Below are 23395 nucleotides of genomic sequence, written 5' to 3' on the forward strand. Positions count from 1 at the left end.
CCCTCCGCGGTGGTTCCCCGATTGCGCGCCCCGTCGACGGACGCGGCGCGTGGATGGAGAGCATCCTAGGGCGAGCGGATCACCGCGGGAGATCGACCACTTCGTCGTCACACGACGCACATCACCCACTTCACCTGGTGACCGTGGGGGTCATGCGGTGCTGCCCGGGCGGGGCGTGCTCGATGCCGTCGAGCGATCGGGGATGTCGATCACCTCGGCGGCCGGTGGCGCGTTCACCTTCACCGGGACGTCGAAGTCGCCGTAGCTGACCGAGCCACTGTTGGCGGTGGACTTGGACACGATCAGGACCGGGTAGGGCTTGCCGCCCTGGGCCTCGATGTAGATCTTGCCTCCGTCGTCCCCGGGCGGGCCGGTGAGCGGGATCATCTTGCGGCCGTTGATCGTCTCGGTGGGCAGCTTGACGCCGTCCTCGGGGAAGTTCTTCAGCGCCGCGCCCGGGTCGGCGACGGTGGTGATGTTGCGTACGCCGCGCAACTTCTCGCTGTTCGCGTCGCCCTTGAGCCACTTCCCGGCGAGCAGCTTGGCGGCCATGTCGCCGTCCACCGTGCCGACCAGCGAGCGGTACGCCTGCTCGTCGCCCCGGACGTACATCGCGGACTGCACCCGGCGCACCTCCAGCTTGACGCCGTTCTGCTCGATGGTGCCCTGGAAGTCCTCGCTGCCCCGGTCCACCCGCAGGTCGAGCTTGACCGCCTTGCCGGCGGACACGATGTCCGCCACCACGTGCACGGTCTTGATCCGGGCGGCGGACTGCTTGGCCCGGCGCACCAGCTCGCCGACGTCGAGATCCTCGTTGCGGACGTTCTCGTCCAGCCCGGACCCCGAACTCGAGGTCGCCGACGCGGTGGGCGACGACTTCTCGATGGTGGACAGCGGACTCTGCTCGTCGCCACACGCGGTCAGCACACCGAGCGAAACGCACACCGCCACCACGGCCGCGACCCTGCTCCCCATCCCGGGATTTCGACGCACAACCACTCCTCGCTCGCCGGACTGTCCTGCCCCTGTGACGGCCCACCCCACCGCCTGGTTCCCCACCCGACGCCATCGTCTCAGGGGCCGGTCGTCCCACCCTTGGCCGAGGCTGCGTCGGCGAAGCGCACTTCCCATTGGCCGTCCGGCGCGGGCGGCGCGGCTCGGTCGCCCACTTCGAAACTCGCTGGCTGTCATCACCGGCCCGGGTGACGCGGCCGGGAGGCGAAGATGCAGCACGGTGCCCGGGTGGGGTGTGGGGCGCAATAGCATCGGTGGGTCGGTTGTCGTGGCTGGAGGTCGGTTCGTGTCTGCTCTCGTCTCGCTTGACGGTCCGGTGTCGGATCGGCCCGATGCGGTCACGGTGGCCGGGGAGGCGATGTCGCGCGAGGCGTTGTTCGGGGCGGCGACCGCGTTGGCGGATCGCATCGCGGGTGCGCCCGCCGTCGCGCTGCGGGCGGACGCGAGCCTGAGCACCGTGGTGGCCACGCTGGCCGGCCTGGTGGCGGGTGTCCCGGTGGTCCCGGTCCCACCGGATTCGGGTCCGCTGGAGCGTGCGCACATCCTGTCCGACTCGGGTGCCGCGCTGCTGCTCGCGCCGGGGCCGTGGACGGACGCCGGGCTGCCCACCATGCCGATCGACCTCACCGCGCGCTCGACGAGGACCCACCCGGAGCCGGCCCCGGACACGACCGCGCTGATCCTGTACACGAGCGGCACCACGGGTGCGCCGAAGGGCGTGCTGATGCCGCACGCGGCGATCGCGGCGGGACTGGACGGCGTCGCCGAGGCGTGGGCGTGGACGCCGGACGACGTCCTGGCGCACGGCCTGCCGCTGTTCCACGTGCACGGCCTCGTGCTGGGCGTTCTCGGCGCGCTGCGGGTCGGCTCGCGCGTGGTGCACACCGGCCGGCCCAAGCCGGCGGCGTACGCGCAGGCCGGCGGCAGCCTGTACTTCGGCGTGCCCACGGTGTGGTCGCGGATCGCCCGGGATCCGGAGTCGGCGCGGGCGCTGTCCGGCGCGCGGTTGCTGGTGTCCGGGAGCGCGCCGCTGCCCGTCCCGGTGTTCGAGCGCTTGGCCGAACTCACCGGACACCGGCCGATCGAGCGGTACGGCATGACCGAGACGCTGATCACGGTCAGCACCCGCGCGGACGGCGAGCGCCGACCCGGCTTCGTCGGGCTGCCGATCGCGGGCGTGCGCACCCGGCTGGTCGGCGAGGACGGGTCGGCGTGTGCGCACGACGGCGAGAGCGTGGGCGAGTTGCAGATCGATTCGCCGACCCTGTTCCAGGGCTACCTGAACCGTCCCGACGCCACCGCCGAGACGCTGACCCCGGACGGCTGGTTCCGCACCGGCGACGTCGCGGTGATCGACGCCGACGGCCGGCACCGGATCGTCGGCCGGGCGAGCACCGATCTGATCAAGACCGGCGGCTACCGGGTCGGCGCGGGCGAGGTCGAGAGCGCCCTGCTGGCACACCCGGCGGTGCGCGAGGCGGCGGTGATCGGCGTGGCGCACCCCGACCTGGGCCAGGAGATCGTCGCCTTCGTGGTGCCGGCCGGCGACGTGACGGAGCGTCAACTCATCGACCACGTCGCGACCGGCCTGTCCGCGCACAAACGACCCAGGCGCGTGCTCTTCGTCGCCGACCTGCCCCGCAACGCGATGGGCAAGGTGCAGAAGAAGCTACTGACGGACTGAGTCGACGCACGACGTAGGCGGTGCGCCGGTCGACCGACGCGAACGCGGGCCGCGGCGGCCGGGGTTCGGGCCGGTCCATCGGCCGCCGGTGTTCGGGACGGTCAGTCGCGGCGCGCGATCAGGCTGGTTTCCGGGAGGCGGACCAGGGGGATCCGGCGGTCGGTGCGGGTCTGGTAGTTGTTGTAGTACTCGCGGTCGGCGGTGAGCGCGGCCCAGGTCTTGGTGTACTCGTCGCCGTCGAGGATCTCGGCGGTGCTCCAGTACGTGGCGTGCTGGACCCGCACCAGCAGCTGCGGGTTGGCCCTGCGGTCGGACAGGTTCACGAACCAGGACGGGTGCTTCGCCGCGCCCGCGAAGGAGCCGACCACGACGCGGTGGCCGTTCTCGTCCGCCCAGAACGGAAGCGCGACCTTGTGCAGCTTGCCGCTCTTGCGGCCGACGGTGTGGAGCAGCACGTGGTTCATGCCCGCCAGGAGCCAGACGTCGTCGCCGTCCGACTGCTCCATCTGCGAAACGTGCTCTTTGGTGAAGAGAACGATCTCCTCGGGCGAGGGCTCGATGAACTCGTCGTTCTTCTGTTCCACCATGTTCGATCTCCAGGGAGCACGTGCGGCAGGTCGGTTGCGCGACTCTAGTCCGGCCCCCTTCAACCATCAATGGCCGTCCGCCGATCCGGACGTGGGCCGCGTCACGGCGCGGCGACCCACGGAGAGGCGGCCTGCGCGCGACAACGCCCACGGCGCCGCGAAGGCCGCCGTACACGCGCGGAACCACGACCTCGGGGCCCGGGTCGGCCCCGAGGACATCGCCGCCGCCTTCGTGGCCTCCCCCGAGGCGGGCCATGACCGGCGAGTTCGTGAACGCCAGCGGCGGCCACGTCCTGGGCCGGTGAGGTGGTGGCCGAGTCCGACGAACGGCGTCCCTCAGGGCCGAGTGAACGCCGGGCTGTTGCTGTCCGTCGGCACGGCCACCAGTGGCTCGGCGATTTCCGCGTGCGTCGGTCCGACCTCGGCGGCGAGGGCGTCCAGTGCGGCCAGGTCGAAGCCGTACAGCGTCGCCGCGTTCCCGGCCAGGATCGCCCGCAGTTCGGTCGGCGAGGCGTCGTGGAACGAGCGGCGCAGCGCCTCGCGCGTGTAGGGGTAGGTCCCCTCGTCGTGCGGGTAGTCCGCGCCCCACATGTACCGGTCCACCCCCAGCTCGTGTCGCGCGGCGGCTTCGGTGGGCGAGGGGAAGCTCGCGCCCACCCAGCAGTTCCGGGCGAAGTACGCGCTCGGCGGCTCCGGCAACCGATCGGCCTCGGTGTACTTGAGTTCACCGATCCGGCCGGTCGCCATTTGCGCGTGGTAACCGTCCAACTGCCGGAGCACCGGCGGAATCCAGGCCGCGCCCTGCTCGGTGATCGCGAACTTGAGCCGGGGGAAACGCGCGAACGCCCCGGACAACAACATGTGTGTCAGCGGTCGGCGGGAGAACAGCGTCGCCTCGGCGATCCACAGGAAGGTCGACGCGGGGTAGGCACCATAGTCCGGGCTGCCCGATCCGCCGTGGTTGACCACCGCCAACTCCAGGTCCTGGCACACCTCCCAGAGTCGGTCCCACTCCGGCGCGTACAGCGGCAGGATGCCGCTCACGTCCGGCGGCGTGGTGGGGATCAGGATTCCCGCGAGGCCGTGCTCCTTGGCCCACACCGCCTCCGCGACCGCGTCCTCGATGTTGTTCAGGAACACCTGGGCCAGCCCGGCCCGCCGCACCGCGTTCGGCCCGCCGCACCACTGGGCCAGCCAGCGGTTGTGTGCCCGGATCCCGGCCAGCCGACGGGCATAGGAGTGCGCCGACGGCGGCCGGGCGAGCAGTTGCCCGGTCGGGAAGAACGGCGGCACCGTGTTGGGGAACACCACCTCCGCGACGATCCCGTCCGCGGCCAACTCGGCGACCCGCCGGTCGTCGTCCCAGTTGCGGGTGCGCCCGTCCCCCTGGAGGTCCCGGAACGGATTGCGGTAGCGCTCGCGCCAGTCGTCGAACTCCGCGCGCCAGGACGGGTCCAGGAACTCGCGATAGGTGTCCATCCCGGCACCGGCGTGCCCGTCCGCCGAGATGATCGTGTGGCGATCCGACACGGCCTTCACCCCTCTCCGCCCAGCTTGAACACCCGCATCGCGTTCTCGCGCAGGAACTTCGCCCGCACCTCGGGCTTGAACGGCACGTCCGGCAGCTCGCGGAAGATCCGCTCCAGGGACAGGCCCATCGGGTAGTAGCCCGCGTACATCACCTTGTCCGCACCACGGGTGTTCGCGTAGTCGACGATCGCCTTCGGGTAGTACTTCGGCGCGAACGCCGAGGTCATGTAGTACAGCCCGGGCCACTTGAGCATCAGTTTGACCGCGAGGTCCTCCCACGGCTCCGCGCCGTGCCGCATCACGATCCGCAACTCCGGGAAGTCATAACAGACTTGGTCGAAGTGCATGACGTCCTGACACGCGGACGGCACGCGCGGTCCGGCGATGCCGGCGTTGGAGACGATCGGCAGGTCCAGGTCGATGCAGGTCTGGTAGATCGGGTAGTAGCGCCGATCGTCCACCGGCACCTGCGGGTTGCAGCCGGCCGGGAAGGTGGTCACCGCGACGATGTGGTGCTCCTCGTACGCCTGCCGGATGCGCCGGACCGTCCTGGTGATGTCGTTCGGGTCCACCTCCAGCGTCGGCCGAAAGCGCTTCGGATGCTCGGCGATCGCCCGCAGCGCGGTCTCGCTCAGGCCGACCAGGCCGATCTCGACGCCGCACGCGTCCATCTGCCCCAGGGTCACCTCGACCGGATCGACACCCTCGTCCAACCGATTCGGCACACCCTTGAACATGTACTCGGCGGGGAATTCCATCTCGCCGCTCTCCGCGTCGCGCAGTTGCGGCTTCAGGAAGTCGTAGTGGCTCTTGGCCTGTGCGCTCGGGAAGCCGATCATCACATCGATCGCCCCCGGCCCGGCCGTGGACCCGACAGCGGACATGGCAAACCCCCTGCACCATCAAGTTGATTGACTCCATCAACTTAACAGCCGCAGGGGGAACGAGCCATAGCCGAGGCGGCGCGTCGACACCGAGGCCGCCCGACGGCGGCCCGCGCAGCGGATCGGCGCGTCAGCGGTTGGTCATCGCCTGCTTGATCAGCGTCCGCCCGAAGTCCCACATCAGCCCGGTGCCCTTGTGCGCGTCCTGCATCACGTCCACGAAGCCCGCGACGAAGTGCTCCACGTCCTGCGGCCCGACCACATACGGCGGCAGCAGCTTGATCACGTCCATGTGGTCGCCCGCGACCTGGGTCAGCACCCGATGCCGCTGGAACATCGGCACCACGACCATCTGCGCGAACAGCCCGTGTCGGGCCGCCTGCAACGCCGTCCACCCGGCGCGCAGCTTGAGCGAGCGCGGCTTGCCGAACTCCAGGCCGATCATCAGGCCCCGCCCGCGCACCTCGGCGAACAGCTCGTACTTGTCGATCAGCGGGGTCAACCCGGCCACGAACGCGTCACCCATCCGCGCGCTGTTGCCGATCAGGTCCTCGTCGTCGAGCACCGCCAGGGTGGCCAGACCCGCCGCCATCGCCTGGTTGTTGCCGCCGAACGTGCAGTCGTGCACGAGCACGCGGTCCATCGTCGAATAGACCTTCTTGAACACCCAGTCCCGGGTCAGCGTCGCGCCGATCGGCACGTATCCGCCGGACAGCGCCTTGGCGACCGTGACGATGTCCGGCTCGACGCCGTCCTCCCACTGGTACGCGAAGAACTTCCCGGTGCGGCCCATCCCGGTCTGCACCTCGTCGGCGATCAACAACGCGCCGTGCTCGCGCAGCAACTTCTGCGCGGCGGCCAGCCAGCCCGGCGGCGGCGCGAGCACGCCCTTGCCCAGGATCGGCTCGATGATCAGCGCCGCGACGTCACCGCGCCTCAACTCCCGGGCCAGCGCGTCCAGATCGCCCAGCGCGATGCCCACGTCCGGCAGCAGCGGCTCGAAACCCTTGCGGAACTCGGCCGCGCCGTTGACCGAGAGCGCACCGGTGGTCAGCCCGTGGAAGGCGTGGTCGATGTAGACGATCCGGCGCCGCCCGGTGGCGAAGCGGGCGAACTTCAGCGCGGCCTCGACCGCCTCGGTGCCGCTGTTGCAGAAGTACACCCGGTCCATCCCGGGCGCCCTGGCGAGCAGCCGGTCCGCCAGCGCGGCGGCCAACGGTGGCGTGTGGAAGTGCACGATGTCCGGCAGATCGAGCGCGATCACGTCCTGCATCGCCTTGCGCACCACCGGATGGTGCCGGCCCACACCGTAGGTGCCGAATCCGGACAGGAAGTCCAGGTACCGGTCGCCCTTGTCGTCGTACAGGTACGGCCCCTCGGCCCGGACGTAGTTGCGGTCCATGCCGATGGTCCGCAGCACGCGCGGAAGTTGCGGGTTGAGGTGCTTCGCGTGCAGCTCGAAGCCGCGGTCCGCGTACGCCTCGTACGTCTCACCCAGGTCGAACGTCATCGCCCGCCCTACCTCCTGACTTGGTTCGCTCGTCGTTGGCCCAGTCAAGCAGGGCCGGGGTCGCGTGGCGCAATGTGCGGAACGCCTTGAAGCCGTCCACCAGCAGGCGGGGCCGCAGCAGTTCCCGTTCCGGGGTGTCGGTGATCACCCGGACCACCCCGGCCGGGCGACCACCCGCCGCCGCGAGCAGGTGCGCCGACTCCATGTCGGCCGCCAGCACACCGCGCTCGCGCAGCGCCTGCCGGCCCCGGCCCTTGACGAGCTTGTCCACGGTCTCGATCGGACCGTGATGCAGCCTCAGCTTGGGCGAGACCCGGTGCATCCACTCCAACAGCAGCTCGGAGGTGGGCAGTTCGACCACCGTGCCGTCTCCACCGCGCACCTCGGAGGCGACCACCACATCGCCCACCCCGACCCCCGCGCCCACACCCGCGGCGAAACCCGCGACCACGAGCGCGCCGTACTCCTCTTCCGGGAGCGCGGACAAGGCCCGCGCCCGAGCGCGAGCCTTGTCCGGTCCCATCCCCGCGCGCACCACGCGCACGTCGAACGCGCCCATCAGCCCCGCCTCGACCGCGCGCATCTCGATCCGCAGCGGGGTGACCACCATCAGGGGCATCGTTCAGCCTGTCGTCCTGGCGGCCGTCGTCCCGGCAACCGTCGTCTTGGCATACCGACCCAGCGCCATCACGGGGAAGACGAGCCGATACATGTGGTACTTGATGTAGAAGTCGCCGGGGAAGCCGGTGCCGGTGAACTGCGGCTCGTCCCACCCGCCCTGCGCGTTCTGATGGTCGGTCAGCCAGTCGATCCCGCGCTGCGCGACCGCGCCGAACTCGCCGGCCGCGTGCAGGGCCAGCAGCGCCCACGCGGTCTGCGACGCGGTGGATTCGCCGCGCCCGGACCAGGTCCGGGGCTGGTCGTAGCTGCGCAGATCCTCGCCCCAGCCGCCGTCCGGGTTCTGCCGGGTCTCCAGCCAGCGCACCGCGCGCCGGATCGCGGCATGCCGCGGATCGACACCGGCGGTGACCAGCGCCGGCACCACCGCACCGGTGCCGTAGATGTAGTTCGCGCCCCAGCGGCCGAACCAGGAGCCGTCGCTCTCCTGATGATCCATCAGCCACTTGACGCCGTCCACGACATACGAGCTGTAGCGGGCGCCGCCGTCGGCGAGCATCTCCACGATGTGTGCGGTGACGTCGGCCGAGGGCGGGTCGGTGACCGCGCCGAAGTCGCAGAACGGCAGCTTGAGCGGCAGGATGCTGACGTTGTCCGCGTCGAACGCCCCCCAACCGCCGTCCTTGCTGCGCATTCCGGCCGTCCACCGCTCGGCCCGGTCCAACACCGCGTCCTTGCGTGCGCCGTCCGGGTGGTCGGTGTAGCGCAGGGCCATCACGACCTCGGCGGTGTCGTCGGTGTCCGGGTAGTAGTCGTTGGCGAACTCGAAGGCCCAGCCGCCCGGTTCCAGGTCCGGCCGGCGCACCGCCCAGTCGCCGACCTCGCGGATCTCCTCGTCCATCAGCCACCCGGCGGCCTTGACCACGCGCGGGTCGGACGCCGGAACTCCCGCGTCCCGCAAGGCGACCAGCGTCAACCCGGTGTCCCACACCGGCGACTGGCACGCCTCGAACCGGCGGCGCAGCTCACCGTCCTCGTCGGTGTCCACGATGGTGAACCCGTCCAGGCCCTTGATGCCCTGGGCCATCACCGGGTGGTTGAGCGGATAACCCATCAGCCGCAGCGCGATCAGCGAGTAGACCCACGGCGGTTGGATCCCGCCCCAGCCGCCGTCCGCCTCCTGACGCTGCACGATCCACTGCGCGGCCTTGCGCCGGGCGGCCTGCCGAAACGGCTTGAACGGCGCCTTGTGGTACTGGTGCAGCACCGCGTCGAGCGCGCGGAACACCTTGGACCACGGGTCGTCGGCCGTCGGCCGGCCCCTGACCACGCCGGTCGGACGCAGTTCGGCCAGGTCGAACGGCGCGGGCCGCACCGGGCGCATCGAGCTGACGATGGTCAGCGGCACGATGGTCTGGCGGGCCCAGCAGGCGAAGTCGTAGACGTTGAGCGGGAACCACTTGGGCAGGTGGATGATCTCCGGCGGGAGCACCGGCAGGTCGTCCCAGGACCACCAGCCGAAGAAGGCCAGCCAGAACCGGGTGAACACCCGGGTGTTGGCGATGCCGCCGCCCTCGCGGATGAAGGCCGCCGCGGCGGCCATGTGCTTGGCGTCCACGTCGTCACCGGCCAGCTTGAGCGCGACATAGGCCTCGACGGTCACCGACAGGTCGGCGGGACCGCCGAAGAAGGTCGCCCAGGTGCCGTCCGAGCGCTGGTTCGCGCGGATCCAGCGGGCGCTCGCCAGGGTCTGCTCCTGGGTGCGGATGCCCAGGAACTCGCGGAAGAGCAGATCCTCCGCGTCCATCGTGACGTTGGTCTCCAGCTCCCCCTTCCACCAGCCCGCATCGTCCTGAAGCTCCATCAGGTGGGCGACGGCCTTGTCGAGCGCGCCCTTGACCCTGTCGTCGTCGACGTCGCCGATTCCCGGCTGGACGGTCACTGTCATCTCTTCACAACTCCCGAGTGGTGGTGAAGGCCGCAAGTGAGGTCAGGTCCGTATGGGTACCTTGCGGGACGTCCAGGGAATCCAGGCAGGCCATGGCCTGCTCCAAGCGCCGTGCCGCCTCGGTCTCGGTACGGGCACGTCCGCCCGCCTCCTCGACCAGGCGGGCGGCCAGGGCGAGTCCCTCCTCGTTGCGCGGTCCTTCGTCCGTGTAGATGCGCGCCAGCTCGCGTCCGGCGGTCGTGTCGCTGGAGAGGGCGGCGACGACCGGGACGGACTTCTTGCGCCGGCGCAGGTCGTTCCAGGCGGGTTTGCCGGTCACCTCGGGTCGCCCCCAGATGCCCAGCAGGTCGTCCACCGCCTGGAAGGCGACGCCGAGGTGATGCCCGAAGCCGTACAGCGCCTGCACGGTGCGCTCGTCGGCGCCCGCGAGGGCCGCCCCGATCGCCGACGCGCAGGCCAGCAGGGCCCCGGTCTTGTTGCCCGCCATGGTCAGGCACTCGTCGACGGTGACGTCGAGTCGGGCCTCGAAGGACAGGTCCTGGGACTGTCCGTCGATCAACCGGGCGGTGGCCTCGGTGAGCAGGCGGGCGGCGCGATCGCCGTCCGCGTCGTCGGCGTCCATCAGGACCTGTTCGGCCAGCACGAGCAGACCGTCGCCGGCCAGGACGGCAAGTCCCGGACCGAAGACCTTCCACGCGGTGGGCCGATGCCGGCGTTCCTCGTCGCCGTCCATGAGGTCGTCGTGGATCAGCGAGAAGTTGTGCACGAGTTCGACCGCGACGGCGCCGGGCACGCCCACGTGCGTGGGCGCGCCGACCGCCTCGGCGGACAGCAGCGCGAGCGCGGGGCGCAGTGCCTTGCCGCCGTTGCCGGGCAGCTCGCGACCGGCCTCGTCGGCCCACCCCATGTGGTACGCGGCCACGCGGGCCAGCGGCGGTTCGAGTCGGGCCGTCGCGACCCGCAGCGCGGGGCGGCTCGCCTCGCGCGCGCGATCGAGCACGGCGGGGGCGATCGATGCGTCGGCGAGCGTCATAGCGGCGTCGTCCTCTCCGGAATGGCACGGGTGCGGCCGAGATGCGGGAGGGCCTCACGGGCGGCGGAGAGACCGCTGCGAACGGCACCCTCCATCGTCGCGGGCCATCCGGTGGCGGTCCACGCCCCGGCCAGGGCGAGACCGGGGAGCGCGGTCCGGGGGCCGGGACGAAGCCGGCCCGAACCGGGGGCGGGACGGAAGGTCGCGGCGCGTTCCTTGGTCACCACGAACCGCTCGACCCGGGCATCCCGGGCCGAGGGCAGTACGCGGGCCAGCTCCGGGACGAACCTATCCCGCAGCTGCGCACTCGTCAGGTCGATTTCCCGACCCGCCGCGGACAACGACACGGCCACGTAGCGGCCGGCGGCCAGACCGTGACCGGCGCTGCGGTCGAACATCCACTGGACCGGGCCGCCGATGCCCGCGGCGAGCGGGACGTCCAGCACCGGGCGGTCGTAGACCACGTGCAGGTTCACGATCGGCGAGGTGCCGAGCCCGGTCAGCAGGGTCGGATCGGCGGGCATGTCGCCCAGGAGCAGGGCGCCCGCGGGCAACAACCTGGCCGCGTCGTAGTGCGGCACGGCCAGCACCACCGCATCGGCCTCGATCCGCTCGCCCCCGGCGAGTATCGAGAAGACGCCCGCGCCGAGGTCGAGCGTGTCCACCCGGGTGCGCAGGTGCACCCGCACACCCGCCCGCTCCAGCGCGCGGGTCGCGGCGTCGCCGTGCAGTTCCTGGAGCGGAACCAGGCTCCAGCCGATGTCGGCGCCGTCGTTGCGGTCGAGCACGCCGGTGCGGAAGACCTTGACCGCCATCCCGAGCGAGGCTTCGGTCGCGGGCAGGTTGAGCGTGGCGATCCCGATCAGGTCCCACATCGCCTCGCGCTCGCGGGCGGTGACGCCGAAGCGGTCCAGCCAGGCGGCGAAGGTGAGTTCGTCCAGGGCCGGGTCGGCCGGGTCCAGCCGGCGCAGCGCGAGCGCGGCCAGGCCGACCCGGGCCCGGCCGGCCATGGTCAACAGCGGATACCGGGCCAGCGCGGAGGACAGGTGCAGCGGGGCGGGCAGGGCGGATCGGCGCAGTCGGGTGCGGGTGCCCCAGGGGGTGCGCACCGGGACGTCCATCCGGGGTTGGAGGTAGACCTTGTCGGCGCTGCCGATCCGCTCCAGAAAGGAGATGTACTCGGTGCAGCAGCGCAGGAAGACGTGTTGCCCGTTGTCGAGCCACATGTCGTCGCGGCGCAGCGAGAACGTCGCACCACCCAGCCTGGGCCGGCCCTCCAGGAGGGTGACCTCGACGCCGGTGTCGGCGGCGGCCAGCGCGGCGGTGATGCCCGCCAGGCCGCCCCCGATCACCACCATGCGTGCGCTCATGCCTTGCTCCGTACCCACGTGATCAATCCCTGTACCGACCCCTGCGGCCGGCCTGCCGCTCCGGCCTCGGGCCGGTCATCGAACGACGTTCACCGCCTGCGCGCGAGCAGCGAGTGCGCACCGACCGGCAGGCCGGCGAGTGCACGCGTGGCGATCTCGGCCTTCTCCCAGTTCGGGAGGGAGAGCCGACCTATCAGCACCTGGCCGGGCTCCTCCACGATCCTGGTCAGCAGTCGGCGGTAGATGCCGGCCATCGCGCCGGTGCTGGCCGCGCTGCGCCGGTCGAGCAGCGGGAGCAGGGTCACTCCTCGCTCGAAGAGTTGCTCGGCGCGCGCGCCCTCGAACCGGACCAGGTCCTCGAACGCGGCGCTCTGGGTGAATCGCCCGTCCTTGTGCCACGCGTCCTCCAGGCCGAACTTGGCCAGGTCCTCACGCGGCAGGTAGACCCGGCCGTTGTCCTTGTCCTCCTTGATGTCGCGGAGGATGTTGGTGATCTGCAACGCGATGCCGAGAGTGTCCGCCAGGTCGGGCGCGTGCAGCGCGTCGCGCGAGCCGAAGATGCCCAGCGAGAGCCGGCCGACGGTGCCCGCGACGCAGCGGCAGTAGACCCGCAGTTCGTCGAAGGTCTCGTACTCGGTCTCGCGCACGTCCATCTCGACGCCGTCGATCAGCTCGTCGAGCGCGGCCAGCGGGATCGGGAACCGGGTCGCGGCATCGGCGAGCGCGACCGCGACGGGATCGCGATCCGCGCTCAGGTCCTTGAGCTGCTTGCGCATCCGGGCCAGCTCGGCGATCTTGCGATCGGCCGGCAGGTCGCCGTCGCCGATGTCGTCGATCTCTCGCGCGAAGGCGTACACGGCGCTGAGCGCGAGGCGCTTGGGCTCGGGCAGCAGCCTGATGCCGTAGTAGAAGTTGCGTGCCTGATTGCGGGTCAGGCGCTCGCAATACGCATACGAAGCGTCGACGTCCATGGTTCCCCTTTTACCTCTTTCGTACCAGTACGCCGGACAGCTCGCGCAGCAGGGTGGCCTTGCCGGGCTTCGCCCGATGGGCCAGGACGTCGAAACCGGCGTCCTTGATCGCGGCCACGGCCGCTCGTCCACCGGCCACGAACCCGGCGATCGCGAGGCGCTCGCGCCCTCGCAGTGTCCGCGCGAGCGGTGCGCCGAGGCGCAGCAACTGCGTCGCGCGGTGTGTCTCGTAGGCGATCAGTCGCCGCACCGCGGGTGCGGCGGCGGGCGCGGCCAGGTCCGCCTCGGTGACGCCGAACCGGTCCAGGTCCTCCTTGGGGAGGTAGATCCGGTCGCGTTCGAGGTCCTCGGCCACGTCCTGGAGGTGCTCGACGATCTGGAGTGCGGTGCAGATCTCGTCGGAGCGGGCGACGCGTTCCTCGTCGGCGCGCCCGAACACGTGCAGCACCAGCCGGCCGACCGGGTTCGCGGACAGCGCGCAGTAGGCGGCGAGGTCCGCGTACGTCGCGTAGCGGCGCACCACCTGGTCCTGTCGGTTGGCCTCGATCAGGCCCAGGAACGGTTCGATCGGCAGGTCGAGTTCGCGCACGCTCGGTTGCAACCGGCGCAGCACCTCCAGCTCGGGGGTGCCGGTGAACACGCGACGCAGGTCGCCTTCGAAGGCGTCGAGCTGGGCGACCCGGTCCCCCTCGGCCTCGTCGCCGATGTCGTCCACCAGGCGGGCGAAGCCGTAGACGGCGAGCAGGTGGCGCCGGTGGTCGGGGCGCAGGATCCCCATCGCCACGGGAAAGTTCTCGTGGCCGGCCTGACGCATGACCACGTCCGGGTCGATGACCGCGGCGTCGATGCCCGCCGTGTCGTCGCCGCTCGCGCCGGGCGCGCGCTCGAGACCGCGGGAATCACTCCCCATAACTCTCCCTGGGCCCCCGAAAACATTCCCAACATTACAGTTGGCCAGGAATTCGTGCCGTCCCGGTCGGTCTGACGGTTCAGCTTGCCCGATCGAAGTCGGATCGATCAAGCACCGAGAACACGCGTGTCATAGCTCACCCGGACTTTTCCTTCGCGAAACACTTTTGTTATCACCGCGAACCTCTCGCACGCCGTTGCCGATCCCCGTACCACTCAGGACGTCCGGCATGCCCGGGTGGTTTCCGGGCACCTGAGGAGGTTTCGTCTCCCGATCCCCTCCTTGCGGAGTAGTGCGGAGTTCCGCCTTCCGCATGATGAGTACGGCGATTATCCGTGCGCAATGGACCAAGTGGGGTCGATAAAGCGAGTGGCCGGCGAAATGTTGATCAACTTTCCGGATTTGCGGAATACCCGGAGGATAGCGGTGCGCGCCGACACGCCGCCGTACACCGAATCGATACCCGAATGCGCAGACCGGGTCGACCCCGGTCCCCCGACGGTCCACGATCCGCACCTTCGACCCCCGCCCGCACCGGCCGCGCGCAGCCGCACGTCGGCACGACGACCGGGTGTGCGCGAGGTTCACCGGGGGTGCTGGCAGGCCACGTCGACCTCGCCGAGCGACGCGATCGGCGGGCGGTGCTCGGCGCACACGTCGGTCGCGAACGTGCAGCGCGGGTGGTACGCGCAACCGGGCGGCGGCGCCGCGGCCGAGGGCACCTCGCCGACGATGCCCGCGCCGAGTGCCGCCGCGCTCGCCCGGCCGGTCCGCTGCGGGTCGGGCACCGGCACGCTCGCGAGCAACATCCGCGGATAGGGGTGCCGCGGGTGGGACAACACCCGCTCGGCCGGGCCCAGCTCGACGATCCGGCCCAGGTACATCACCGCCGCACGATCGGCGAGCCGCCGGGCGATGTCGATCTCGTGGGTGATCACCACGATCGCCAGGTCCAGCTCGGTGCGCAGCCGCAACAGCAGGTTGACCACCGTCGCCTTGACGCTCGCGTCCAGGCTCGCGGTCGGCTCGTCCAGGACCAGCACCCGCGGACGCACCAACAGGGCGCGCGCGAGCACCGATCGGGCCAGTTCGCCACCGCTGACCTCGGCGGGCAGCCGGTCCAGGTGATCCGCGCTCAACCCGACCCGCTCGACCATCGCGAGCACCAGTTCGTCCCGCTCCGCCCGATCCGCGCCCAGTCCGTGCACGCGCAGCGGCTGGTGCAGCGCGTGCCGCAACGTGCGACGCCGGTTGAAGGCGGCACGCGGATTCTGCGTGACGAGCTGGATCAGCCGCTGATCGGCGGGGGTACGGTCGTCGGACAACACCCGGCCGGCCACCGCGACGGTGCCCGACGTCGCGGTGTCCAGACCCGCGAGCACCCGCGCGATCGTGGTCTTGCCGGAGCCCGACTCGCCGACGACCGCGAGCACCTCGCCGGCCGCGACCGTGAACGAGACGTCCTCGGCGGCGGGCACGACCCGCGGCTCGGTCCGGCGCAGGCCGAACGAGCCGGGCAGGGTGAACCGGCGGGTCAGTGCGTCCACCGTCAACAACTCGCTCACCGGCCGGCCTCCCGTTCCACCCAGTGGCAGCGCACGTCGCTCGCACCGTGCCGTGCCGCGGCGGGCATTCGTTCCCGGCACACGTCCAGGACGTGCGGGCAGCGCGGCGCGAACGGGCAACCGGACAGCAGGTTCGCACCCTCCGCACTGCCCTCGACCGCCCGCAGCGGCCGGTCCGCCGGCGTCGTCGCCGGCATCGCGGCGATCAGTGCCCGGGTGTACGGATGCCGCGGCGCGGCGAAGAGCTCGCGCACCGGCGCGGTCTCCACCAGCCGTCCGCCGTACATCACCCCGACCCGGTCGCAGATCGTGGACACCACCGCGAGGTCGTGCGAGACGTAGACCATGGCGAGCCCGAGCTTGTCCCGCAGGGTCAACAACAGGCGCAACACCTGCGCCTGCACGCTCGCGTCCAGGGTCGTGGTCGGCTCGTCGGCGAGCAGCAGCGCGGGCTCGTGGGCGAGCGCGGCGATCGCGATCACCACCCGCTGGAGCTGACCGCCGGAGAAGTTGCCGGGCAGGTCGCGCGGCCGGTCCAGGACCGGGCCCAGGCCGATTCCGGTCAGCGTCTCGCGCACCTCGACGTCGTCGAGGCGATCGCCCAGGTACCAGCGCAGTTGACGAAGCACGGGCGTGGTCGGCGCCAGCGAGGTCATCGGCTGTTGCGGCACCAGCGCCAGCCTGCGCCCGCGCACCCGACGCAGGTCCCGTTCGCGCATCGCGGCCAGGTCCTCGCCCTGGAACTCGATGCCGCCCGCGCGCGTCGCGCCGTCCGGCAGCAGACCCATCAGTGCGGTGCACACGCTGCTCTTGCCGCTGCCGGATTCGCCGACCAGGCCCAGGATCTCGCCGGGTGCCACGTCGAAGGAAACCCCGCGCACCGCGGGCACCGGCCCGAACGGCCCGCGATAGCCGACGTCGAGGTCGCGCACCCGCAGCAGTGGCGCCTCGGTCGCATGCGCCTGCGCCATCACACGAACCGCAGGTGCTGCGGGTCGAGCCGGCTGATCCGCAACATCGTCGGGTCGAGCGGGGACAGTTCGGCGCGCTGGGCCAGGGCGAGCTTCGGGTACACCGGCGGGGTGATCACCGCGTCCTCGGCGAGCAGCCGATTCACCCGGCCGAGCGCGGCCTCCCGTTCGGCGGGGTCCGAGGTCTGCCAGACGGTGTCGATCAGCCGGTCCACCTCGGGGTTGGCGTAGCCGCAGGAGAGCACATTGGCGGAGCCGGCCGGAGCGAGCGTCAGGTAGTTCGCCGGGCCCGAGGTGAAGCCGGACGAGAACGTGTTCATCAGCATGTCGTAGTCGCGCGACAGCCACTTGTTGGACCACGGCCCGCCCGCGAGTTGCTCGATGGTGACGTCGAGGCCGACCTGCTTCCAGCCCGCCACCAGCACCTGGGCGATGTCGCGGATGCCCTGGTTGGTGCCGATGGTCACGGTGAACGAGCGCTTGGTCGTCTTCGCCCGGGCCAACAACGCGCGGGCCTGGGCCACGTCGGGTGCGGGCGGGAACGGCTTCAGCGTTGCGTCCCAACCGAGTTCGGCGGGCCCGATCGGGCCCTGGCCGATGGTGCCCTCGCCGCCGTACACCCGTTGCAGCACACCCTGGCGGTCCATCGACAGCGCGACCGCCTTGCGGAAGTCGGGGTCGGAGAACGGCTCCTTCTTCATCATCACGTAGCTGAGCACGTCCAGCGGCGCCTCGGCGAGTACGAGCGCGAGCGACTTGTCCCGGCGGATCGTGTCGAACGTGGCGAAGGACGGCGCGGTGATCAGATCGACCTTGCCCTGCCGCAGGCTCAGCACCCGCGTGTTCGCGTCCGCGAAGACGGTGTACTCCATGCCGGCGAACGCGGGCTTGGCGCCGCCGGGGTACTGGCCGCCGTGGTAGCGGTCGAAGCGGGAGAGGGTGAAGCTCTGGCCGGCCACGAACTTGTCCAACCGGTACGGCCCGGTGCCCATCATCGTGTCCTTGCGGGCCACGAAGTCGCGGTGCGTGATCGGCAGGTTGGTCAGGTGCGAGCGCAGCAGACCGTACGGCTTGCTCAGCACGATCCGCACGGTGTGCTCGTCGACCTTCTCGAAGCGGGAGAGGTAGCCGAGCATGTAGGTGATCCACTCGCTGCCGGCCGCGAGGTCGAGCATGTGCGCCAGCGTGGCCACCACGTCGTCCGCGGTGAACGCGCTGCCGTCGTGCCACAGCACGCCCTGGCGCAGGCGGATCGTCCAGGTCAGGCCGTCGTCGCCGATCTGCGGTTCGCCGTCGGCGAGCAGCGGCACCGAGGCGAGCTTCGCGTCGTAGCCGTACAGGCTCTCCATGATCGGCTCGGCGATCCATCGGGTGATCTCCGAGCCGGAGTCGAGCGGGTTCAGGCTGCTGGGCGCGGACGCCACGCCGATCCGCAGGATGCCGTCCCGGTGTCGATCGGCCACCCGCTTGCTCCCGGAAGAGCTCGAACACGCGGTGAGCACGCCCGTGCCGCCGGCGGCCGCGAGCGCCGCGAGGCCGAGGAAGCCTCGGCGGTTCAGGCCGACTGTGCGCACCGGGGTCACTGGGTCTCCTTCTGGGTCGGGGACTGCTTGGGGGTCTGCTCGGGCGCGCGCCGGCGGACCGGACCGGTGCCGACGACGCGCGGTCGGCCGCCGCCGGCCGTCTCGCCGAGCAGGTTGAAGCCCAGGATGCCGAGCACCAGGACCGTGCCGGGCAGCGTCGCGTACCACCAGTCGCCGCCGATGATCTGTCCGCCGGCGTCGGCGATCAGGTTGCCCAGCGTGGCCTGCGGCGGCGCCACGCCCAGGCCGAGGAAGCTCAGGCCGCCCTCGGCGAAGACCGCGATGGCCATCGCCAGGAGGGCCTGGCCGAGCACCGGCGGCCAGACGTTGACCAGCACCTCGCGAAAGAGGATCTCCCGGGTGGGCACACCCAGGCCGCGCAGGTTGGTGACGTAGTCCTCGCGCATCTCCACCACCGTGGCGCCGCGGGCGACCCGGGCGAAGTAGGGCACGAAGCCCAGCCCGATGGCGAATGCGACCCGCGGCCCGTTGCCGACGGTGACCGGACCGAAGTGCATGTCCGCGGTGCCCATCAGGCCGATCAGGAACATCACGAAGACGAACTGCGGCAGCGCCTGGAGGGTCTCCACCGAGCGCATCAGCACACCGTCGAGGCGACCGCCGTGCCGGTATCCGGCGAGAACGCCCAGCGGCATGCCGACCGCCACTGCGAAGCCGATCGAGGTCAGGCAGATCCACAGCGAGGTCCAGGCGCCCTCGGCGGTTCGAGCCAGCAGGTCGCGGCCCAGGTGGTCGGTGCCGAAGGGGTGCGCGAGCGAGGGGGCCTCGGGGCCCGGGGTGACCAGCGCGACGGGATCGCTGTGCAGCCGGCCGACGGTGGCGACCAGGAGGTAGAGCACGACGCAGGCCAGGCCGATCCAACCGGCCGCGCCCAGGCGCGGGCGGGGCCTCACCCGGCCCGTCCGAGCTTGTCCCGGGTGACGCCGGCCGCGGTGCGCGGATCCACGAGCGGGTAGAGCAGGTCGACCACCAGATTCAACAGCAGGAAGATCGCCGAGGTGGCCACGCAGGCGCCGAGCGCGAGCGGATAGTCCTGCCGCTGGAATGCGGTGACCATCAGTTGGCCGATCCCCGGGATCTGGAACACGTTCTCGATCAACACGGTGCCCGACAGCAACCCGCCGATCAGGACGCCGGCCACGGTCAGCGTCGGCACGAGCGCCCCGCGCAGCGCCACCCGGCGCAGCGTGAGCAGCCGCGAACCGCCCATCGCCCGCGCGAACAAGGCATGGTCGGAGGCCATCGCGTCGGCGAGCCCGCCGCGCAGCGAGCGGGTGAGCATCGCGAACGTGGCCAGTGCGAGCACGATCGCGGGCAACACGAGCACCTTGAGGTTGGTCGCCGGGTCCTCGGTGAAGGTGACGAAGCCACCCGCGTTCGGCAGCAGGTCCGGATGGCTGTCGCCGACCAGCACGAGCGCGAGCACGGCCAGCCAGTAGCCCGGCAGGGACATCGCCAGCACGCTCAGCACCCGCGTACCGTGGTCGACCACGCCGCCGCGGCGCAGCACCGACCACGCCCCGAGCAAAGTGGCCGGGATCACTGCGAACACGGCTGCGAGCAGCCCGAGTTCGAGCGAGATCGGCAGCGCGCGGCCGATCTGGTCGGCGACCGAGGAGCCGTCGTAGAGCGAGGTGCCGAAGTCGCCGCGCAGCGCGTCGCCGACGTAGTCGAGGTATTGGGTCACCAGCGGCCGGTCCAGACCCATCCGGTGCTCGACCGCAGCGCGGGCCACCGGATCGGCCGCGACCTGCGGCGCGAGCTGGTTGACCGGGCTCACCGGCGATGCGTGCAGCAGCAGGAACAGGCCGGTCACGACGGCAAACATCACCACGACGACGCCCAGCACGCGCCGCACCAGGTAGTTCGTCATCACTCTCCCGCCGATCCGATGCGCCATCCATTGTCGGACGGCGCATCGGACGGTGGGCCCCCGGGGCGTGCGGTGGTGGCGGAACGCACGGTTCCGCGGTCGATCGGGTGTTGCCGCGATCGATCAGGCGGTCTTGCGGAACCGCTCCAGGTCCTTGCCCAGCTCGCGCAGCACGGCACTGTTGATGTCGTACGCGAACAGCACCTCCTGGATCACCAGTTCCTGCTCCTCCGCGTCCCACGGCGCGTTGTTCATCGCCGCGCGGTAGGCGTCCTTCCACACGGTCAGGTCGCCGAGCCCGTCGAACACGTAGAAGTCGCTGCCTCGGGTGCCCGGCAGGTCGTAGTGCTTGCGCATCTGCTTGGCGATGAACTGGCCGCCGGACATGTCGCCGAGGTAGCGGGTGTAGTGGTGGGCCACGAAACCGCCGGCCCAGTCGTAGCACTTCTCCCGCATCCGGTCCGCGTAGCGCCGGGTGGCCTCGTTCGCGGGCCATTCCTGCTTCCAGTTCTCGCCGGCCAGGAAGAGCATGTCGGCTTCGAGCACCGCCCGGCGGTCCAGGCGCGCATCGGCGAACGGGGCGCCGATCGGGTCGTTGCGCATGGTGTCCGCGGCGTCGTCGAGCACGACGTAGGCCCAGTAGTGCTGGGCCACCATCGCGGTGTACGCGTCCCGGGTCAGTTCGCCCTTCATCAGCGCTTCGAGGAAGCCCGAACCCTCGGCCTCCTGGTGGAAGGCCCACGAGCGCTTGCGCAGCGACTCGGCGAAGGTCGGGGTTGCACCGGCGGTTTCGGCGGTCTCGGTCGTGGTCATGAGGTTTCCCCTAGGTGCGACAAGATCTACCGAACACGCACAAGATGGTGCGGACGGTGCGAACTGTGGTGAGTCAGGCGGCTTCGCCCGTGCGGATTCGACACTTCGCCCAGGGCGCAGCGCCGGCAGCGATTCGGGTCGCCGCCCGTTTCCGCCGGCCCTCGCAGTCTGTGTGGCGCGATGCGGTGCCGTCAATAAGTTACCGACAACTTGTCGGCACGTTGTCGGCAGGGTCTCCATCCGCCGGACTCGGCGCGGCCGACCGGTGCGAGGGCTCGCCCGAGGGGCGGCACGAGCCGGCCTCGCGGAGTCGGCCTCACGGAGCCGGCCGAGCGCTCGATCGCGGCCGTCTGCGGGGCCACCCCGGCAGTCCCGTCGGATCGGCCCGGTCTTAGGATAGCCTCACCTCCAATCATTCCGTACGCGATCGTACGGTCGGCCCAGAGGAAACAACGTGAGCCCAGCCCGCACCGGACGCCTCGGCGCCGTCGCCGCCGTCGCGACGCTCCTTCTCGCCTGGTCGCTCGGCGGCCCGGCGAGTCCCGCACACGCGGCCGGTACCCCGGCGGCGGGCAAAGCCACCCTGACCGCGGCGAAGACCACCGGGCTCGACCCGGCGGGCGACGTGGTCAAGCTGGTCGGCAAGGGCTTCACGCCGGGCGTGCGGCTGTTCATCCTGCCGTGCGACCCCGCCCAGGGCGCGGGCCGCGCGTGTGACATGGGCTCGTTCTCCGGCCCCACCGAGGCGGACGCGACCGGCTCGTTCAGCACCGACGTCAAGGTCATGGCCAAGTTCGGCGCGGTCGACTGCCTCAAGACCCGCTGCGCGATCGCCACCTCGAACTCGGCCAACGGCAAGGACCGTACGCAGGAGGTCTACCTGCCGATCGGCTTCCAGGGCGAGGACCCGGGTCTGCCCGCGAGCCCGCCGCCGGCCACCGCCGCGCCGCAGGCCGGGGCGCCGGGTGCGGGCGCGCCGAAGACGTCGGCGGCGCCGGGTGCGGCCGCGCCGACCGCGACGGCCCCGAAGACCGACGGCACGATCGTCGCGACCGAAGACAAGGACGACGACGACGGCAACGGCGGCCTGATCCTCGGAGTGATCGCCGCCGTCGTGGTGGTGGTCCTGGTGGTCGTCGGCGTGCTGATCAAGCGCCGTCGGCCGACCGCCTGACCGCGGCCCTTCGTCCCTCACTCCCCCATCCGACGAGCCACCGAGTCGGCAGGCTCGTCCCCAGTCCTCGGAGTCCGCACATGCGCACATCCCGTACCGCCGCCGCCGTCGCCGCCACCGCGATCGCCGGTCTCGGCCTCACCGCCTTCGCGAGCGCTCCCGCCTCGGCGGCCGACGCACCGACGATCAGCCTGTCCAAGGCGAGCGGTCTCGCCGCCGGCGGCGAGGAGATCACCGTCACCGGCAAGAACTTCAAGCCGGGCAAGGGCGTGTACATCGCGCAGACCGTGGCCAAGCCGGCCGGCGGCGTGCCGACCCAGTACGGCAACGCCGGCTACGTCCCGCAGGTCGGCCCGGACGGCACCTTCTCGGTCAAGATCAAGCCCGCGCAGAGCTTCGAGGGCAAGGACAAGAAGAAGGTCGACTGCGCCACCACCGCGTGCTTCGTGGCGACCTTCAACGACCACACCGACCTCGCCAACCGCGACCAGGACGTGTGGGTCCCGGTGAGCTTCGGCGCCACCGCGCCGGCCGCCACCACCCCGCAGACCGGTGCCACCACCGAGGCCGGCGAGCCGAAGCTGCCCAAGACCGGCTCGTCGAGCACGCAGCTCGCCTACGTGGGTGCGGGCATGCTGGTGGTCGGCGTGGGCGCGGTCGCCGCGTCCCGGCGGCGCCGCGACTCCGCGCGCGCCTGACCACCTCCACCCCCTACCGCCGGAGGCGACCCGCATGAGCGAGGCGACCGTCAACCCGTTCGGAGCGGACGCGATCACCGCCGTCTGCAAGCACATGAACGACGACCACCCCGAGGACTGCCTGCTGATCTCGCGTGGTCTGGGCGGCCAGCCGGACGCCACCTCGGCCACCATGACCGGCCTGGACGGCGACGCGGCGTACTACTCGGCGATCGTGGCCGGGGAACCGATCCCGGTGCGGGTGCCGTGGAGCCGCTCGATCACCGAACGTCGGGACGTACGGATCGAGGTCGTCACGCAGTACAACGAGGCATGCAAGGCACTGGGCCTGCCGGCCCGCGGCGAGGGCGAGCACTGAGCCGGAGCGACGGGCGGGGAACCGACGGGCGGGCCGAGCCGACCACCTGACGGGGCCGACCGTTCGACGGGCCCAGAGCATCCACTTGTAACGAGCATCACGCCGACGGCCCGGGAGGACTTCCTTCCGGGCCGTCGGCGTTGTGCATCCGATGTGTGCGGCCATGCGGGCGCCGGGAAAAATAACCTGTCGGCTGCACATGTACAAAAAGATATAGTGAGCTTCGCTCAGTATCAGGCTCCACCCGGTGTGCCGGACTCCGCCCGATCCCGGACTCGGT

General features: G+C 71.1%; 21 protein-coding genes. 4 read left to right on the top strand and 17 right to left on the bottom strand.

Annotation, left to right across the window (positions count from 1 at the left end):
* Positions 1–150: 150 nt before the first annotated feature.
* Complete coding sequence (locus tag ACZOOI_RS05410; protein ID WP_465279673.1) at positions 151–975, bottom strand: hypothetical protein; 825 nt, start codon at positions 973–975, stop codon at positions 151–153.
* Between the two features lie 325 nt (positions 976–1300).
* Here ACZOOI_RS05410 and ACZOOI_RS05415 point away from each other — a divergent pair, with 325 nt between their 5' ends.
* Positions 1301–2698: an acyl-CoA synthetase gene (locus ACZOOI_RS05415; protein ID WP_465279674.1), complete on the top strand. Its 1398-nt coding sequence runs from the start codon at positions 1301–1303 to the stop codon at positions 2696–2698.
* 101 nt (positions 2699–2799) lie between these two features.
* Here ACZOOI_RS05415 and ACZOOI_RS05420 read toward each other — a convergent pair whose 3' ends face one another.
* The 16 genes from ACZOOI_RS05420 to ACZOOI_RS05495 form a co-directional block, all read right to left on the bottom strand.
* Positions 2800–3285 carry a nitroreductase/quinone reductase family protein gene (locus ACZOOI_RS05420; RefSeq protein WP_465279675.1) on the bottom strand — a complete coding sequence of 162 codons (486 nt, stop codon included), beginning with the start codon at positions 3283–3285 and terminating at the stop codon, positions 2800–2802.
* A 336-nt stretch (positions 3286–3621) separates the two neighbouring features.
* Positions 3622–4815, bottom strand: a complete 1194-nt coding sequence (locus tag ACZOOI_RS05425; protein ID WP_465279676.1) for an amidohydrolase family protein — start codon at positions 4813–4815, stop codon at positions 3622–3624.
* 5 nt (positions 4816–4820) lie between these two features.
* Positions 4821–5699, bottom strand: a complete 879-nt coding sequence (locus ACZOOI_RS05430; protein WP_465279677.1) for an amidohydrolase family protein — start codon at positions 5697–5699, stop codon at positions 4821–4823.
* Between the two features lie 130 nt (positions 5700–5829).
* Positions 5830–7209 (bottom strand): aspartate aminotransferase family protein, encoded by a 1380-nt coding sequence (locus ACZOOI_RS05435; protein WP_465279678.1) that lies wholly within the window; start codon positions 7207–7209, stop codon positions 5830–5832.
* On the bottom strand, positions 7190–7819 hold the full coding sequence (locus ACZOOI_RS05440; RefSeq protein WP_465279679.1) for a phosphorylase family protein: 630 nt from the start codon (positions 7817–7819) through the stop codon (positions 7190–7192). The genes ACZOOI_RS05435 and ACZOOI_RS05440 overlap by 20 nt, the downstream gene beginning before the upstream one ends.
* A gap of 12 nt (positions 7820–7831) precedes the next feature.
* Positions 7832–9775: a squalene--hopene cyclase gene (shc, locus tag ACZOOI_RS05445; protein WP_465279680.1), complete on the bottom strand. Its 1944-nt coding sequence runs from the start codon at positions 9773–9775 to the stop codon at positions 7832–7834.
* 4 nt (positions 9776–9779) lie between these two features.
* Entirely contained in the window at positions 9780–10808 is a 1029-nt protein-coding gene (locus tag ACZOOI_RS05450; RefSeq protein ID WP_465279681.1) for a polyprenyl synthetase family protein, read from the bottom strand.
* On the bottom strand, positions 10805–12178 hold the full coding sequence (hpnE, locus tag ACZOOI_RS05455; protein WP_465279682.1) for a hydroxysqualene dehydroxylase HpnE: 1374 nt from the start codon (positions 12176–12178) through the stop codon (positions 10805–10807). Before hpnE ends, ACZOOI_RS05450 begins: the two co-directional genes overlap by 4 nt.
* An 89-nt stretch (positions 12179–12267) precedes the next feature.
* Positions 12268–13149, bottom strand: coding sequence for a presqualene diphosphate synthase HpnD (gene hpnD, locus ACZOOI_RS05460; RefSeq protein ID WP_465279683.1), 882 nt, complete (start codon positions 13147–13149; stop codon positions 12268–12270).
* Between the two features lie 10 nt (positions 13150–13159).
* Positions 13160–13963 (bottom strand): squalene synthase HpnC, encoded by an 804-nt coding sequence (hpnC, locus tag ACZOOI_RS05465; RefSeq protein WP_465281119.1) that lies wholly within the window; start codon positions 13961–13963, stop codon positions 13160–13162.
* 680 nt (positions 13964–14643) lie between these two features.
* Positions 14644–15624: an oligopeptide/dipeptide ABC transporter ATP-binding protein gene (locus ACZOOI_RS05470; RefSeq protein WP_465279684.1), complete on the bottom strand. Its 981-nt coding sequence runs from the start codon at positions 15622–15624 to the stop codon at positions 14644–14646.
* Positions 15621–16595, bottom strand: a complete 975-nt coding sequence (locus tag ACZOOI_RS05475) for an ABC transporter ATP-binding protein (RefSeq protein ID WP_465279685.1) — start codon at positions 16593–16595, stop codon at positions 15621–15623. Before ACZOOI_RS05475 ends, ACZOOI_RS05470 begins: the two co-directional genes overlap by 4 nt.
* Positions 16595–18178 carry an ABC transporter substrate-binding protein gene (locus ACZOOI_RS05480; protein ID WP_465279686.1) on the bottom strand — a complete coding sequence of 528 codons (1584 nt, stop codon included), beginning with the start codon at positions 18176–18178 and terminating at the stop codon, positions 16595–16597. The genes ACZOOI_RS05475 and ACZOOI_RS05480 overlap by 1 nt, the downstream gene beginning before the upstream one ends.
* Entirely contained in the window at positions 18175–19092 is a 918-nt protein-coding gene (locus ACZOOI_RS05485) for an ABC transporter permease (protein WP_465279687.1), read from the bottom strand. Before ACZOOI_RS05485 ends, ACZOOI_RS05480 begins: the two co-directional genes overlap by 4 nt.
* Entirely contained in the window at positions 19089–20072 is a 984-nt protein-coding gene (locus tag ACZOOI_RS05490; protein WP_465279688.1) for an ABC transporter permease, read from the bottom strand. Before ACZOOI_RS05490 ends, ACZOOI_RS05485 begins: the two co-directional genes overlap by 4 nt.
* Positions 20073–20195: 123 nt before the next feature.
* On the bottom strand, positions 20196–20885 hold the full coding sequence (locus ACZOOI_RS05495) for a heme oxygenase (biliverdin-producing) (protein ID WP_396006401.1): 690 nt from the start codon (positions 20883–20885) through the stop codon (positions 20196–20198).
* A gap of 454 nt (positions 20886–21339) precedes the next feature.
* Between ACZOOI_RS05495 and ACZOOI_RS05500 the strand changes: the two genes are divergently transcribed.
* The 3 genes from ACZOOI_RS05500 (at position 21340) to ACZOOI_RS05510 (ending at position 23115) form a co-directional block, all read left to right on the top strand.
* Positions 21340–22059 carry a neocarzinostatin apoprotein domain-containing protein gene (locus ACZOOI_RS05500; RefSeq protein WP_465279689.1) on the top strand — a complete coding sequence of 240 codons (720 nt, stop codon included), beginning with the start codon at positions 21340–21342 and terminating at the stop codon, positions 22057–22059.
* Between the two features lie 80 nt (positions 22060–22139).
* Positions 22140–22757, top strand: coding sequence for a neocarzinostatin apoprotein domain-containing protein (locus tag ACZOOI_RS05505; RefSeq protein WP_465279690.1), 618 nt, complete (start codon positions 22140–22142; stop codon positions 22755–22757).
* Positions 22758–22791: 34 nt separating this feature from the next.
* Positions 22792–23115, top strand: a complete 324-nt coding sequence (locus ACZOOI_RS05510) for a DUF2470 domain-containing protein (RefSeq protein WP_465279691.1) — start codon at positions 22792–22794, stop codon at positions 23113–23115.
* Positions 23116–23395 lie beyond the last annotated feature (280 nt).

It is taken from the genome of Embleya sp. L77, assembly GCF_055557415.1.

Excerpts from the sequence above, each read along its gene's own strand:
- ACZOOI_RS05410 (WP_465279673.1), bottom strand. The coding sequence starts at position 975 with ATGGGGAGCAGGGTCGCGGCCGTGGTGGCGGTGTGCGTTTCGCTCGGT.
- ACZOOI_RS05420 (WP_465279675.1), bottom strand. The coding sequence starts at position 3,285 with ATGGTGGAACAGAAGAACGACGAGTTCATCGAGCCCTCGCCCGAGGAG.
- ACZOOI_RS05430 (WP_465279677.1), bottom strand. The coding sequence starts at position 5,699 with ATGTCCGCTGTCGGGTCCACGGCCGGGCCGGGGGCGATCGATGTGATG.
- ACZOOI_RS05435 (WP_465279678.1), bottom strand. The coding sequence starts at position 7,209 with ATGACGTTCGACCTGGGTGAGACGTACGAGGCGTACGCGGACCGCGGC.
- ACZOOI_RS05440 (WP_465279679.1), bottom strand. The coding sequence starts at position 7,819 with ATGGTGGTCACCCCGCTGCGGATCGAGATGCGCGCGGTCGAGGCGGGG.
- shc (WP_465279680.1), bottom strand. The coding sequence starts at position 9,775 with ATGACAGTGACCGTCCAGCCGGGAATCGGCGACGTCGACGACGACAGG.
- ACZOOI_RS05450 (WP_465279681.1), bottom strand. The coding sequence starts at position 10,808 with ATGACGCTCGCCGACGCATCGATCGCCCCCGCCGTGCTCGATCGCGCG.
- hpnE (WP_465279682.1), bottom strand. The coding sequence starts at position 12,178 with ATGAGCGCACGCATGGTGGTGATCGGGGGCGGCCTGGCGGGCATCACC.
- hpnD (WP_465279683.1), bottom strand. The coding sequence starts at position 13,149 with ATGGACGTCGACGCTTCGTATGCGTATTGCGAGCGCCTGACCCGCAAT.
- hpnC (WP_465281119.1), bottom strand. The coding sequence starts at position 13,963 with ATGCGTCAGGCCGGCCACGAGAACTTTCCCGTGGCGATGGGGATCCTG.
- ACZOOI_RS05475 (WP_465279685.1), bottom strand. The coding sequence starts at position 16,595 with ATGGCGCAGGCGCATGCGACCGAGGCGCCACTGCTGCGGGTGCGCGAC.
- ACZOOI_RS05490 (WP_465279688.1), bottom strand. The coding sequence starts at position 20,072 with ATGACGAACTACCTGGTGCGGCGCGTGCTGGGCGTCGTCGTGGTGATG.
- ACZOOI_RS05495 (WP_396006401.1), bottom strand. The coding sequence starts at position 20,885 with ATGACCACGACCGAGACCGCCGAAACCGCCGGTGCAACCCCGACCTTC.
- ACZOOI_RS05505 (WP_465279690.1), top strand. The coding sequence starts at position 22,140 with ATGCGCACATCCCGTACCGCCGCCGCCGTCGCCGCCACCGCGATCGCC.
- ACZOOI_RS05510 (WP_465279691.1), top strand. The coding sequence starts at position 22,792 with ATGAGCGAGGCGACCGTCAACCCGTTCGGAGCGGACGCGATCACCGCC.